Origin of the sequence: Acidovorax facilis (assembly GCF_050626955.1) — a bacterium.
In the GTDB taxonomy this organism is placed as follows: Bacteria; Pseudomonadota; Gammaproteobacteria; order Burkholderiales; family Burkholderiaceae_C; genus Acidovorax; species Acidovorax facilis.
Genome location: NZ_CP192460.1, coordinates 3,028,496 through 3,040,377, shown reverse-complemented (window position 1 = coordinate 3,040,377; position 11,882 = coordinate 3,028,496). Strand labels below are relative to the sequence as shown.

Below are 11,882 nucleotides of genomic sequence, written 5' to 3'. Positions count from 1 at the left end.
GCGGGGCGGCCCTTGCTCGGCGTCCCGCGCTGTCGCTGCGACAGTCTCGTGCGTTGCGCGTTGCGCAATACGCGGTGAAGAACTGAACTCAAAGGTTATCTATGCTGCCCGTCGACGAAATACGCCTCAACTTCAACCCTGCATCGCTCGTGGCGCTCAATGTAGTGCTGGGTTTTCTCATGTTCGGCATTGCGCTCGATACGCGCGTGGCCGACTTCAAGCGCGTGCTGCGCATGCCCGGAGCCATGGCAGTGGGCATTGCGGCGCAGTTCATCGTGCTGCCTGCCGTGACCTTTGCGCTCACGCTGCTGCTCCAGCCCGGCCCCAGCATTGCGCTGGGCATGATCCTGGTGGCCTGCTGCCCGCCGGGCAATGTGAGCAACATCCTCACGCACCGCGCCGGGGGCAATGTGGCGCTGTCGGTGTCGATGACGGCGATCTCCAACGCGCTCGCGATTGTGCTTATGCCGCTCAACTTCGCGTTCTGGGGCGGTTTGCACCCCACGGCGGCACCGTTGTTGCGCAGCATTGCGCTCGACCCGCTGGAGATGGCGGGGCACATCGTCGCCATCATCGGGCTGCCGTTTGCACTGGGCATTCTGTGTGCGGAGAAGCTGCCGCGTTTCACGCAGCGGGTGAACAAGCCCGTGCGCATCCTCAGCTTTGTCTGCCTGATCGGTTTCATCGTCGGGGCCGTGGCGGGCAACTGGCGCTACTTCCTCGACTACGTGGGGCTGGTGCTGCTGGCCGTGGTATTGCATGACGCGCTGGCCTTTGGCACCGGCTACGCCTGCGCGCGGCTCAGCGGCTTGTCGGACTACGACCGGCGCGCGGTGAGCATTGAGGTGGGCATCCGCAACGCGGGCCTGGGCCTGGTGCTGATCTTCAGTTTTTTTGGAGGACTGGGGGGCATGGCCGTGGTGGCGGGTGTCTGGGGCTTTTGGGACATCATTGCCGGCCTGGCGCTGGCGGGATGGTGGGGCCGCAGACCTGCGGTGGTGCCGCTGGGGGCTTCGGCCAAGGAGCACGGCGCATGACGGCTTCTTCATTGGCAACGCGCCACATCCTGGTGACCGGGGCCGACGGTTTTCTGGGCCAGGGTGTAGTGGCCGCCCTTGCGCGCGAGGGTGTGCACACGCTGGTGGCGGCCGATGTGCGCGAGGTGCCTGCCGAGCGCCGCCTGCCTGACGTGATCTATCTGGTGCAGGACGTGCGTGACCCCGCGCTGGCGCAGACGCTCGCCGACCATGCCATCGACAGCGTGGTGCACCTGGCCTCCATCGTCACGCCGGGCAAAGGATCCAACCGCGAATTCGAATACTCCGTGGATGTGCTGGGCAGCCAGAATGTGCTCAACGCTTGCATGGCCACGGGGGTGAAACATATTGTGGTCAGCTCCAGCGGCGCGGCCTATGGTTACCACGTCGACAACCCGGCCTGGCTGCGGGAGACCGATGCGCTGCGCGGCAATGAGGTTTTTGCCTATGCCCACCACAAGCGGCTGGTGGAAGAGATGCTCGCGCAGTACCGCGCGGACCACCCCGCGCTGGCGCAGACGGTGCTGCGCATCGGCACCATCCTGGGCGAGCGGGTGGACAACCAGATCACCGCGCTGTTCGACAAACGCCGCCTGCTGGCCATCCGTGGCAGCGAGAGCCCGTTTGTTTTCATCTGGGACGAGGACGTGACCGGCGCCATCCTGCATGCGTTGCGCACGCAGCGCGCTGGCTGTTTCAACCTGGCGGGCGATGGTGCGCTGCCACTGCGCGAGATCGCCCGGCGCCTGGGTAAACCGGTGCTGGAGTTGCCTGCGGGCCTGCTGCGTGCAGCTCTGGCGGTGGGCACCGCGCTGGGCCTGAGCCGCTACGGGCCCGAGCAGCTGGATTTTCTGCGTTACCGCCCCGTGCTGCTCAATGCCGCGCTCAAGGAGGTGCTGGGCTACGTGCCCGGCAAGACCAGCGCAGAGGCGTTCGAAGCCTTTGTGGCTGCCCGGGCGCGCCAAGGGCGGCCGGTGGCTGTGGCTGCGGCGGTGGCTGCATGACGGCGCTGGCACTGAGCCGTGGCGACTTGCTGCGCGCGCTGGCCGTGGTGGTCATCTGGGGGCTGAACTTTGTGGTGATGAAGCTGGGCTTGCAGGGGCTCAGCCCCATGCTGCTGGGTGCCCTGCGTTTCACTGCGGCATCCTTGCCGTTTCTGCTGTTCGTGCCCCGCCCATCGATGCCCTGGCGCTTTGTGGTGGGCTACGGGCTGGCGCAGGGGCTGGGGCAGTTCGGCTTTCTGTTCCTGGGTCTGCAGCTGGGCATGACGGCGGGCATGGCCTCGGTGGTCATGCAGACGCAGGCGTTTTTTACGCTGCTGCTGGCTGCACCGCTGCTGGGTGAGCGCGCCCAACCCTGGCAGTGGTGGGGTCTGCTGCTGGCGTTTGGCGGGCTCATGACCATTGGTCTTGCCCATGGAGAAGGGCCCGGGCAGATGACGCTGGCCGGTTTTGTGCTCACCCTCGGCGCGGCCTTCATGTGGGCGGTGTCCAACCTGGTGGCACGCCGCGCTGCGCAGGCAGGGGCTTACGCGCCGTTTCCGTTCATCGTGTGGAGCAGCGTGGTGCCCATCGTTCCGTTCTTTGCGCTGGCGGTGTGGACCGAAGGCGCCAGCGGTGTCGTGGCGCAATTGCAGGCGGTGGACGGCAGGGCTTTGCTCGCAGTGCTTTACCTCGCATTGCTGGCCACCTTGCTGGCCTACACGCTGTGGACGCAGCTGCTGCAACGCCACGCGGCCGGGCGGGTGACGCCGTTTTCGCTGCTGGTGCCAGTGGTAGGGCTGTGGGCTGCGTATGCGTTTTTGGGCGAAACGCCCTTGCCGCTGCAGTGGGCGGGCGCAGCCGCTGTGTTGTGTGGCCTGGTGGTCAACCAGACCGGTGGCTGGCTGTGGGCACGGTGGCGGCGCAAAGCCGAGACCCACTCGACCGCTCTCTAGAATCCTGGACCGGCGCAGGCTTGTACGGAATGTCCTGCGCAACAAACCCAAGGAAGCAGGATGTCTGAGAACGTGGTGTTGCAGGTGGAGGGGCTGTGTTTTGCCTATCCCGAATGTGGGGTGCTCAACCAGTGGTCGGTGGCGCTGCCTGCAGGCCTGGCGCTGGTGCGTGGCGACGAAAGCAGTGGCAAGACCACGCTGCTGCGCCTGCTGGCGGGTGAACTCACGGCACAGGCCGGGCGCATCACGCTGCAGGGTGTGAGCCTGGGCGACGCGCCCAAGGCCTTTGCGCACATGGTGTTCTGGGTTGATCCCCGTGCTGGCGACCTGGACAAACTCACCGCCCGTGGCTGGCTGGACAGCCTGCCCGCGCACTACCCGCTGTGGGATGCGGCAGCGCTGGCCACGCACATTGAAGGCTTCACGCTGCACGAGCATCTGGACAAGCCGTTCTACGCGCTGTCCACCGGCAGCAAGCGCAAGGTGCTCATGGCCGGGGCGCTGGCCTCGGGCGCGCCGCTGACCTTGATCGACGAGCCTGTGGGCGGGCTGGACAAGCCGTCGGCCACCTACCTGGGCCGCGCCCTGGCGCAGGTGGCGGGCCAGCCCGGGCGGGTGGTGGTCGTGGCGCATTACGAGGCTTTGCCCGGCGTGCCCTGGGGCACGGTGGTGGAACTGAACGGTTGAGTGGTGTCCGGGGCACCGAGCGCCTGCGCCTTCCGCCCCCGCTTGTTTTAGACTGGGCCGCTATCGGGTGTTTTCCCGTTCTCTGAAGGACTGTTCCATGGACGCGCTTCTTTTTGCCCCGGTGGCGGTTGCCATTGCGCTCACGCCCGGCCCCAACAATTTCTGTGGCCTCAACAACGGCATTCGCGCGGGGATTGGTGCGGCCATGGTGGCGACGCTGGGGCGGGTGGCTGCGTTCGCGATTTTCCTGACGGTGTCTGCGGTGGGCCTGGGTGCCATGCTGCTGGCGTCCGAGGCGGCCTTCACGGCCGTGAAGTGGGTAGGGGCCTGCTACCTGTTCTGGCTGGGCTGGCGCGCGTGGCGCAGCCGCGAGTTCAGCGGGCTGGATGTGGTGGATGGCGCAGACGGAGGTGCGGTCAAAGCGGGCGGTGCACCGGTGCGCCTGCAGTCGCTCATCGCGCAGGAGTTCTTGCTGGGCATCACCAATCCCAAGGCCATCATCCTGTTTGCAGCGGTCTTTCCGCAGTTCATCGACCCCGGCCAGCCGGCCCTGCGCCAGTTTGTGGTGCTGGGGGCGGTGTACCTGGGGGCTGAGTTTGTCTCCACGGCGGTGTATGCGGCGGGGGGCCGGCAGATCCGCCGGTTTATCCGCACCTCGCGGGGTGTGGTGCGTCTCAACAAGGCCACCGGCGGGTTCTTCATGGGGGCGGGTGGCCTGCTGCTGGCCACCAATCGGTAAACACGTTCTAAGAACCCTCGGGGACTACATCGCCTTGAAAAGGTGCGCGTAAAGGCGGCTCACGGGCAGCTTCTCGGTCCGGCCCGCCAGCTCCAGATGCAGCTTGCCCGCCTCGTCGCGCGTCACCGTGGTGATGGCGCTGGCGCGCACCAGGGTGCTGCGATGGATCTGCCAGAACACCTGCGTATCAAGCTGGCTCGTCAGCTCCTTGAGCGGCGTGCGGATCAGGTACTCGCGCGCCGCAGTCAGCACCCGCACGTATTTGTCGGCCGCTTCAAAGTACAGCACGTCGGCCACCGGCACCATGTGGATCTGGCTGCCGCTGCTGGCCTGGATGAGGGTGAGGGGGGCGGTGCTGCTTGGTGCCGCTGCAGCGGATGGCGAGGCAATGCCGGGCGCTGCCAGCAGGTGGCGCAGCTGCTCCATGGTTGCTTCTAAATTGATAGCTGGTTGCGCTTTATTCATAAGCGCTAGCTGCAGTTTTTGCACTGTTTTTTGCAGCCGGGCCGCCTGCACGGGCTTGAGCAGGTAGTCCACAGCCTGGGCTTCAAACGCTTGCACGGCGTACTGGTCGTAGGCCGTCACGAATACGAGTGCGGGAAACGGTTTGTCGTCGGGCCAGGCGTCGGCCAGTTCCACGGCGGCATCCAGCCCGCTTTGGCCCGGCATGCGGATGTCAAAGAAGAGCACGTCGGGGAGCAGGGCCAGCGCCTGGCTGACGGCCGACAGGCCGTCGCCCACGGTCGCGGCGATCTGCAGCGCGGGCCAGGCGCGGGCCAGCTCCTGCTGCAGTGCGGCAGCCAGCAGGTGTTCATCCTCAGCAATCAGGGCGCGGGGGGCGGGCTGGTTCATGGGTTGGGGGCGGATTTCAAAGGAAAAACGACGCTAGCGCTTGTCCCACCTGCGCTAGCAGCTATCAAATCAAGAGTGCCTGATGCGCCGTGCAAGGTGGCCAGGCGTTCGCGCACCTGGGTCAGGCCAAAGCTCTGGCCGGGACCCGGCGTGGGCAGGGTGCCGGGCAGGCCCACGCCGGTGTCGTTGACCTCGATCACCAGCAGCGGGCCATTGGCGCCCGGGCGCGTGCTGGCACGCACGGTGATGTGGCCGCCTTCCACCTGGGGCTCCAGGCCGTGGCGTATGGCGTTTTCCACCAGGGGCTGCAGCAGCAGTGGCGGTACGGGCACATCCCGCAGTGCCTCGGGCAGGTCCAGCGTGTAGGCCATGCGCGGGCCCATGCGCACCGCCATCAGCTCCAGGTAGTCGCGCAGGCGGTCAAACTCGTTGGACAGCGGGTGCTGGGTGCTGCGCGACGCGGTGAGCGTGGCGCGCAGGTAGGCAATCATGCGGTCCAGCATCTCTTGCGCACGCGCGGGGTCTGTGCCGATCAGCACGCGCAGGTTGGCCAGCGTGTTGAACAGCATGTGCGGTTCGAGCTGGGTTTCCAGCAGCTTCAGGCGCGCCTCGCTCGCGTGCATGCGCGCCTCGGCCATCTTGTCTTCCAGATACGCCGATTTGTGGATGGCGTAGAAGTAGTAGCTGCCCACCAGCCCGGCAATGGCCGTGATGAGAATGGATGTGCGCTGGTCAGACCCGGTAGTGGACGTGCCCGGTGGGTAGAAGTGAAAGTAGTACACGCACAAGGCGTTGGCCAGCGCTGTGCCTGCCACGTACCCCACAACGATGCCCCCCGCCACCAGCGCCATGCCTTGCCACCCATGCGGCCAGCCCGTTTCGGCGGCAGACGGTATCAATTCGCGCCCCAGGTCGATCACGGCCCAGGTGAAGGTGCCGATCAGTATCGAATACACCACCGGCGGCCCGTAGGGCTTGTCGGGCATGAAGGCATATTGGATAGTCGCAACGACCAGGGTGAAGGCGAGCACCTGAAGGAAGTGCCGCAGCTTGCTGATGCCGTTGAAGGGGCGTCGCAGCATCATGGCCGGTGCTGATCTTGCTGCTTTTGGGCTTGTTCGCGCTGCAGGGCTTCGCGCTCGCGCTGCACCATGCGTTCGCGCAGGCCGTCGCCGCTGCCCAGCAGGAACACCGACACCCCATGCAGCACCAGCCCCAGGCCCCAGCCCAGCAGTGGATAGATCGACCAGGGGCGCGTACCGAATGCGTAGCGCGACATGGCAAAGAGCAGCGCGTTCACCAGCACGAACGCTGCAGCGTGCACGTACCAACCCAGCTTGGCGCTGGCGCGCCGGCGGGCCAGCGTTTCGATTTCTTCGGGGCTAAGAGGGGAGGTCATGGCGGGGCGGTCGGGGGTGAAAAGCTCGGGGCGCTGCAGGGATTCTAGGGGCGGGCTACGCCGGGCAGGCGTGGCGCGCCACCGTGGCCACAGCCTGGGCGTCCAGCGTCAGCCCCATGTGGTTCACGCCGGGCACCAGGGTCACGGGCACAGGCTTGCCCGACTGGGCAAACAGATCGGCAAAGCGGTCGGCGTAAAAAAGCTCATCGTCCTGCCCGGCCACGATGCAGACCGTGCCCCGGGCATTGCGGATGTCGGCCTGGTAGTCGTCGTGGGGGCGAAAGTTGGTGGCCACCGTGTACGAATAGCGGGGCGTGAGCAGCTCGCGGGCTACGTCGTTGAGGGCAAAGCTCAGCACGGGCAGGTGGTTCCACCGGGTGATGCCGATCTGATTGAGCAGCGTGATGGCAACCATGCGGGGCAGGCCCACCGACACCCAGCCGCCGCTGTCAGGCCGCGATGTGGGGGCGTTGTGGTGCAAAAAAGGCGAAAGCAGCACATAGCGGTCGAACAGGTCCTGCCGCGCGCTGCCCGCAAACCGCAGCGCAAACCCGCCGCCTGCCGAAAACCCCATCAGCGTTTGCGGGCCAGCGTGCGGCACGGCGCGCAGAAAGTCCTCGATGTCGTCTTCCATCTGGCCGATGTACGCGGCCTGGCCCCTGGGGCCGGACGCGCCGTGCCCCCGCATGTCCAGGGAAGCCACGGCATAGCCCTCAGCCGCCAGCGCCTGTGCCAGCACGTGGTTGGACTGCCCGCGTGCGGAAGACCCATGCACCAATACCACCCGGCGCTGTGGTGTGGCTGCTGTTGCCGGACTGGGGCTGTAGCCATGCCACGCCAGTGAAGTACCGTCGCGCGCTGTGTAGCGCTGGGCTGGTGGAACACCGCCGTAGTCCACGCCCTTGAACGGATTGTTGATGCTGGACAGTGGCGGGATGTCGTGGGGGCCGCCCCAGGCGATGGCGGCAGCAAGTCCGGCAAGCCCCATGGTCAGCAAGGCGGCAGCGATGAACAAGGGGTACCTGCTGCGGGGCCGCAATCTGGAGGTTTGCGTCATGGTGGCGAGCAGGCCGAGGGTGGCGGCAGAGATGAGGAGCATGGGGGCGTGTGACGCAGGATGGCCGCGTTAGGGCACTGGTTGAAAGGGGTGCAAGGGTTGCATGTGCTGGGCGAAGAACACCACGATGCGTGCATCCACCTCGGGCAGCACCTTGCGGTCAAAGCCGGGCGGGTCGCCCAGCAGCGCGGTCTGCACGTCGCTCAGCAGGTGCAGCGGTGGCATGGGCGACAGCATGGCGCCGTGGCTGGCGTCCGGCAGGTGGGCTACGTGGGTGCAGCGGTCCTGGCAGGCCGCGAGCACGGCGTCACTGTGAAAGCGCGGTACCTGGTTCACATCCATGCCCGCAGTCACCAGCCCCAGCGCGATGCTCGGGGTGGCAAGGGTGGCCATGTCAAAGTCGGCTGCAAAGGGCACGCTGGCCACGGCGGCTTGTATGCGGGGGTCCTGGTGTGTGTAGGCGGTGTCATCGCCAAAGCGGTGCCGTATCACGGTCAGTGCAAACCACTTCTTCAGGCCATCCAGCAGGTTGCCGTGCAAACGGGTGATGAACCCGACACAGGAGGAAAAATCATCGGCAATGTGGGCCTCGCAGTGCTGACGAAAGCGAGCGGGCGACCACGCGCCGCCCGCCAGCGTCAACGCCGTGTGGCCACCGGCGGAACCACCGAAGACCCCCACCTTGTCCAGGGTGAGCAACGGGGCCAGGCGGTTGTCTTGGGCCACGGCGTCGATGGCGCGGGAGACCTCGACGGGGCGGCGCTTCCAGCTCTCGGGGCCGGGGGTGGATGGGTCTTTGGAGTTGTCTCCCGCATGTTCGGGCAATGCCACGACAAAACCTGCGGCCACCATTGCACGCGCAAGGTCGGTGTGGACCCACGGATTGCCGCCCGAACCGTGTGTGATGACGATCAGGCGGCCGTTGCCCCGCACGGGGCTGCCTTGCCAGGCCAGCTGCAGCTGGAAGGGGCCGCGCTGCACAGGTTCGTCGGCACTGCTGCTGGGGTAGAACACCGTGATGGGGCCATCCCCCAGCAAGCCGGGCAATTCCATCAGCCCCGTGCCCGCCTGGGAGGCGGTGGCCGCACCCCATGTCGCCAGTGTCAGCAGGGCCAGGGTCAGTCGTCGGAGCATCTTCATGGGATTTCTTTCGTGCGGAAGGAGGGTGTAGATGGGTTCAAGGACGTTGCCCCTGCTGCGCCAGACGGTCGCGTTCGGCCTGCACCATGCGCTCATGCAGCCCGCCGCCAGCGATCAGGAACACCACCGCCCCATGCACCACTAGGCCGATGCCCCATCCCAGCGCGGGGTACACCGCCCAGTGCCGCCCGCTGGCGGCCGACAGGGTGATCAGCAGCAGGTTGACCAGCAGATAGACGCCAGCGTGCATGTACCAGCCGAGTTTGGCCCCGGCGCGTTTGCGGGCCAGGCGTTCGATGGGGTCTTGGGTGGGGTGGACGTAGTGCATGGTGATGTCTCCAGACAAGGTGAGTCAGTTCGATGGGTGGGCAGGGTTCTGGCGGGGCTCAGGCGCCCACGGGGGATGCGCCGTAGACCACGCTTTGCTGCGCCAGGCGCCACATCCGCAGGGCCCGGGCGGCGAACAGGCCGTTGAACACCCCATAAAGGGCCGAGATCTGCAGCGCGAAGGTGCCGTCCCGTGCCAGGGTGGGTTGCATGGCCAGCTCCACCCCTACGAAATACTTGGTCAGGAAGATGCCAACGATCAGCGCGAGCGGCATGGCGCTGCCCGGAATGTAAAAACTGCGCGAAGAGGCGCTGTAGAGCGTGCCGGTGGGCGCCGTGGGCTGGAACCACAGGGCCAGCGCCGTGGTCGCCGTGGCGGCTGCCAGCCAGAGACCCACCGCCTGAACGCCGGAGGAGGCCGAACCGCCGAATGCCGACAGCAGGCCTGCCACCGAAAAGGCGGCCATGCCCAGCGGCATGAGCTGGGTTCGCAGCAGGCTGGCGCTGCGGTCGCGCAGCTGGCTGGCGCCCAGCCCCACCAGGCCGGCCAGCATGCCCCAAACCCAGTAGGGGGTGTGACTGATGACCTGGAGCATTGCTTGGGGTTGGTGAACAATCAAATTGAGCAGCATGGGGATCTCCTGAGTGGAAAGGGCAGATGGAGAGGGAACGGCAGGGTCAGATCACGCCCAGTGCCGACCAGAGCGAATGGCCGAGAAAGCGATCAGGCAGCAGAGTGAAGCCACCGGCCACCACGCAGGCGCCGATGTAGACGCGCTGCATCGTCTTGCGATGCCCGTCGATGTTGCGCCGGGCCAGGAAGACAAAAGACAGCACCAGCATCCCCAGCGTGACCGGTATCAGCAGGTGGATCAGCCCGAAGCTGCCCCAGCGCGGGCCCGGACCCCCACTGATGAAAATGGCCGACACGGCTGTGGCCACCATCAGGGTTACCCAGGCATACCCGGCGGCGCGGTGCAGGCGCGGGCGTTGGGTGGCACCCTTGCGGGCCCACAGGGCGATGGGGCCGATGGCGGTCGCGGCGAGCGCTGCGGCGAGGTGGATGGCGATGACGGGGGTGAGTTGCATGGTGTGGCTCCGGGCTCGTTCTTCAATGGAGCGGACTGTGCCGACACCGCCCCGTCGCTGCCAGCGGCTTGCGACGAAATGCGCCAGGGCCGCCGCGAAATGCAGGAGCGCGGCGTGACTTGCAGGGCATTTTTGGTGGTCGGCCCGTTGGTGGATGCGTCTTCCCTACGAATTGCTTTGACCCCAAGGTTTACTTTTCTTCGCACAGCGTTCAAAGCAACGCGTGAACTGAGCCTCTACGATCCGGTACGGTTGACAGTGCTGACACCCGCCCAGCACGCACCCCGAGAACACGAATCAAGACCGCCATGAACCCTCAAGAAGTCAACGCGCCCCCGCCATCGGCCATTCCTCCCGCTCCCCCCGGCAAACCGCCACGCCGATCCCGATGGGTAGGAAGCCTGCTGGCGCTGGTGTTGGTGGGGCTGGTAGGAGGGGCGGCGTGGTATCTCATCCAGCGGGCCAATGGTGAATCCAGCGGCGGTCCGGGCTTTCCGGGGGGCGGGCGCCCCATGGTCACGGTGGGAGATGCCGTGGTGCGCAAGGCTGAACTGCCGGTGATCATCGATGCGCTGGGCACCGTGATCCCCTCCACCACGGTCACGCTGCGGCCCCAGGTGTCGGGCATGCTGACCCAGGTGCTGTTCACCGAGGGGCAGATGGTCAAGAAAGGGCAGTTGCTGGCGCAGATCGACCCCCGCCCCTTCGAGCAGGCGCTGATGCAGGCCCAGGGCACCCGCCAGCGCGACGAGGCGCAGCTGGAGAACGCGCGCCTCACGCTGGAGCGCTACCGCACATTGCTGTCGCAAGACTCCATCGCCCGCCAGGACGTGGATACGCAGGCCGCGCTGGTCAAGCAACTCGAAGGCACGGTGATGACCGACAAGGCCCAGGAGGGCACGGCGCGCCTGAACCTGGACTACACCCGCATCACCGCGCCCGCGTCGGGGCGCATCGGTCTTCGCACCGTGGATGCGGGCAACTACGTGACCTCGGGCGACACGGCGGGCCTGGCCACCATCACGCAGGTGGCGCCCATCGACGTGCAGTTCTCGGTGCCGCAGGACCGCGTGGCCGACATCCAGGCAGCGCAGGGCGCAGCGGACGCCCTGGCCGTGACGGCGCTGGACCGCACGCGCAAGGCCGAACTCGACAAGGGGCGTTTCTCTACGCTGGACAACCAGGTGGACACCACCACCGGCACCGTCAAGGCCAAGGCGCGGTTCGAGAACGCGGCGGGTGCACTGTTTCCCAACCAGTTTGTGAACGTGCAACTGCTGCTGCGCAACGTGCCCGCGCTGGTGGTGCCCGTGACCGCCGTGCGCACCGGCGCCAATGGCGACTACGTCTATGTCATCAACGAAGACCGCACGGTGTCGCTGCGCAAGGTCAAGCGCGGTCAGGCCACGGTGGGGCTGATGGCGATCACCGAAGGCCTGAAGGAAGGCGAACGTGTGGTGACCGAGGGCGGGGACCGCTTGCAGGATGGCATGGCCGTGCAGCTGCCGGGTGCGCAGGCCGCCCGTGCACCGCGTGCGGGGGCCAGCGGGCCGCGAGGGGAGCGTGGAGAAGGTGGCCAGCGCCGCCAGCGTCCTCCTCAGAATCCCTGAGCGCGACAC

At 66.7% G+C, this 11,882-nt stretch carries 14 protein-coding genes; 6 read left to right on the top strand and 8 right to left on the bottom strand.

Annotated features, from left to right (window positions below; all coding sequences use genetic code 11):
* Positions 1-101: 101 nt before the first annotated feature.
* From ACQ4MJ_RS13875 to ACQ4MJ_RS13855, 5 genes are all read left to right on the top strand, one after another.
* A complete protein-coding gene (locus tag ACQ4MJ_RS13875; protein WP_082437355.1) occupies positions 102-1,037 on the top strand; it encodes a bile acid:sodium symporter family protein in 936 nt (311 codons plus the stop codon).
* Entirely contained in the window at positions 1,034-2,041 is a 1,008-nt protein-coding gene (locus tag ACQ4MJ_RS13870; protein ID WP_431152309.1) for an NAD-dependent epimerase/dehydratase family protein, read from the top strand. The genes ACQ4MJ_RS13875 and ACQ4MJ_RS13870 overlap by 4 nt, the downstream gene beginning before the upstream one ends.
* On the top strand, positions 2,038-2,973 hold the full coding sequence (locus ACQ4MJ_RS13865) for an EamA family transporter (RefSeq protein WP_426306919.1): 936 nt from the start codon (positions 2,038-2,040) through the stop codon (positions 2,971-2,973). The genes ACQ4MJ_RS13870 and ACQ4MJ_RS13865 overlap by 4 nt, the downstream gene beginning before the upstream one ends.
* 60 nt (positions 2,974-3,033) lie before the next feature.
* Positions 3,034-3,660: an ABC transporter ATP-binding protein gene (locus ACQ4MJ_RS13860; protein ID WP_431152310.1), complete on the top strand. Its 627-nt coding sequence runs from the start codon at positions 3,034-3,036 to the stop codon at positions 3,658-3,660.
* 97 nt (positions 3,661-3,757) lie between these two features.
* Positions 3,758-4,399, top strand: a complete 642-nt coding sequence (locus tag ACQ4MJ_RS13855) for a LysE family translocator (protein ID WP_055396280.1) — start codon at positions 3,758-3,760, stop codon at positions 4,397-4,399.
* Positions 4,400-4,423: 24 nt separating this feature from the next.
* Here the strand turns inward: ACQ4MJ_RS13855 and ACQ4MJ_RS13850 are convergent, their stop codons facing one another.
* The 8 genes from ACQ4MJ_RS13850 to ACQ4MJ_RS13815 are packed head-to-tail and all read right to left on the bottom strand — an operon-like array spanning position 4,424 to position 10,263.
* A complete protein-coding gene (locus ACQ4MJ_RS13850; RefSeq protein ID WP_431152311.1) occupies positions 4,424-5,251 on the bottom strand; it encodes a LytR/AlgR family response regulator transcription factor in 828 nt (275 codons plus the stop codon).
* Entirely contained in the window at positions 5,248-6,336 is a 1,089-nt protein-coding gene (locus ACQ4MJ_RS13845) for a sensor histidine kinase (RefSeq protein WP_121419360.1), read from the bottom strand. The genes ACQ4MJ_RS13850 and ACQ4MJ_RS13845 overlap by 4 nt, the downstream gene beginning before the upstream one ends.
* On the bottom strand, positions 6,333-6,650 hold the full coding sequence (locus ACQ4MJ_RS13840; protein WP_121419361.1) for a 2TM domain-containing protein: 318 nt from the start codon (positions 6,648-6,650) through the stop codon (positions 6,333-6,335). Before ACQ4MJ_RS13840 ends, ACQ4MJ_RS13845 begins: the two co-directional genes overlap by 4 nt.
* Positions 6,651-6,705: 55 nt before the next feature.
* Positions 6,706-7,749 (bottom strand): alpha/beta hydrolase, encoded by a 1,044-nt coding sequence (locus tag ACQ4MJ_RS13835; RefSeq protein WP_431152312.1) that lies wholly within the window; start codon positions 7,747-7,749, stop codon positions 6,706-6,708.
* 27 nt (positions 7,750-7,776) lie between these two features.
* Positions 7,777-8,841: an alpha/beta hydrolase family protein gene (locus ACQ4MJ_RS13830; protein ID WP_431153066.1), complete on the bottom strand. Its 1,065-nt coding sequence runs from the start codon at positions 8,839-8,841 to the stop codon at positions 7,777-7,779.
* Between the two features lie 43 nt (positions 8,842-8,884).
* Positions 8,885-9,175 carry a 2TM domain-containing protein gene (locus ACQ4MJ_RS13825; RefSeq protein WP_431152313.1) on the bottom strand — a complete coding sequence of 97 codons (291 nt, stop codon included), beginning with the start codon at positions 9,173-9,175 and terminating at the stop codon, positions 8,885-8,887.
* 58 nt (positions 9,176-9,233) lie between these two features.
* The gene (locus ACQ4MJ_RS13820; protein ID WP_142144400.1) at positions 9,234-9,806 is read right to left on the bottom strand and encodes a DUF6622 family protein; all 573 of its coding nucleotides are present in this window, start codon (positions 9,804-9,806) and stop codon (positions 9,234-9,236) included.
* A gap of 46 nt (positions 9,807-9,852) precedes the next feature.
* On the bottom strand, positions 9,853-10,263 hold the full coding sequence (locus tag ACQ4MJ_RS13815) for a DUF2306 domain-containing protein (RefSeq protein WP_121419366.1): 411 nt from the start codon (positions 10,261-10,263) through the stop codon (positions 9,853-9,855).
* Between the two features lie 308 nt (positions 10,264-10,571).
* Here ACQ4MJ_RS13815 and ACQ4MJ_RS13810 point away from each other — a divergent pair, with 308 nt between their 5' ends.
* On the top strand, positions 10,572-11,873 hold the full coding sequence (locus ACQ4MJ_RS13810) for an efflux RND transporter periplasmic adaptor subunit (protein WP_431152314.1): 1,302 nt from the start codon (positions 10,572-10,574) through the stop codon (positions 11,871-11,873).
* The last annotated feature ends 9 nt before the right edge of the window (positions 11,874-11,882 follow it).

Excerpts from the sequence above, each read along its gene's own strand:
- ACQ4MJ_RS13875 (WP_082437355.1), top strand. The coding sequence starts at position 102 with ATGCTGCCCGTCGACGAAATACGCCTCAACTTCAACCCTGCATCGCTC.
- ACQ4MJ_RS13870 (WP_431152309.1), top strand. The coding sequence starts at position 1,034 with ATGACGGCTTCTTCATTGGCAACGCGCCACATCCTGGTGACCGGGGCC.
- ACQ4MJ_RS13865 (WP_426306919.1), top strand. The coding sequence starts at position 2,038 with ATGACGGCGCTGGCACTGAGCCGTGGCGACTTGCTGCGCGCGCTGGCC.
- ACQ4MJ_RS13860 (WP_431152310.1), top strand. The coding sequence starts at position 3,034 with ATGTCTGAGAACGTGGTGTTGCAGGTGGAGGGGCTGTGTTTTGCCTAT.
- ACQ4MJ_RS13855 (WP_055396280.1), top strand. The coding sequence starts at position 3,758 with ATGGACGCGCTTCTTTTTGCCCCGGTGGCGGTTGCCATTGCGCTCACG.
- ACQ4MJ_RS13850 (WP_431152311.1), bottom strand. The coding sequence starts at position 5,251 with ATGAACCAGCCCGCCCCCCGCGCCCTGATTGCTGAGGATGAACACCTG.
- ACQ4MJ_RS13845 (WP_121419360.1), bottom strand. The coding sequence starts at position 6,336 with ATGATGCTGCGACGCCCCTTCAACGGCATCAGCAAGCTGCGGCACTTC.
- ACQ4MJ_RS13840 (WP_121419361.1), bottom strand. The coding sequence starts at position 6,650 with ATGACCTCCCCTCTTAGCCCCGAAGAAATCGAAACGCTGGCCCGCCGG.
- ACQ4MJ_RS13835 (WP_431152312.1), bottom strand. The coding sequence starts at position 7,749 with ATGCTCCTCATCTCTGCCGCCACCCTCGGCCTGCTCGCCACCATGACG.
- ACQ4MJ_RS13830 (WP_431153066.1), bottom strand. The coding sequence starts at position 8,841 with ATGCTCCGACGACTGACCCTGGCCCTGCTGACACTGGCGACATGGGGT.
- ACQ4MJ_RS13825 (WP_431152313.1), bottom strand. The coding sequence starts at position 9,175 with ATGCACTACGTCCACCCCACCCAAGACCCCATCGAACGCCTGGCCCGC.
- ACQ4MJ_RS13820 (WP_142144400.1), bottom strand. The coding sequence starts at position 9,806 with ATGCTGCTCAATTTGATTGTTCACCAACCCCAAGCAATGCTCCAGGTC.
- ACQ4MJ_RS13815 (WP_121419366.1), bottom strand. The coding sequence starts at position 10,263 with ATGCAACTCACCCCCGTCATCGCCATCCACCTCGCCGCAGCGCTCGCC.
- ACQ4MJ_RS13810 (WP_431152314.1), top strand. The coding sequence starts at position 10,572 with ATGAACCCTCAAGAAGTCAACGCGCCCCCGCCATCGGCCATTCCTCCC.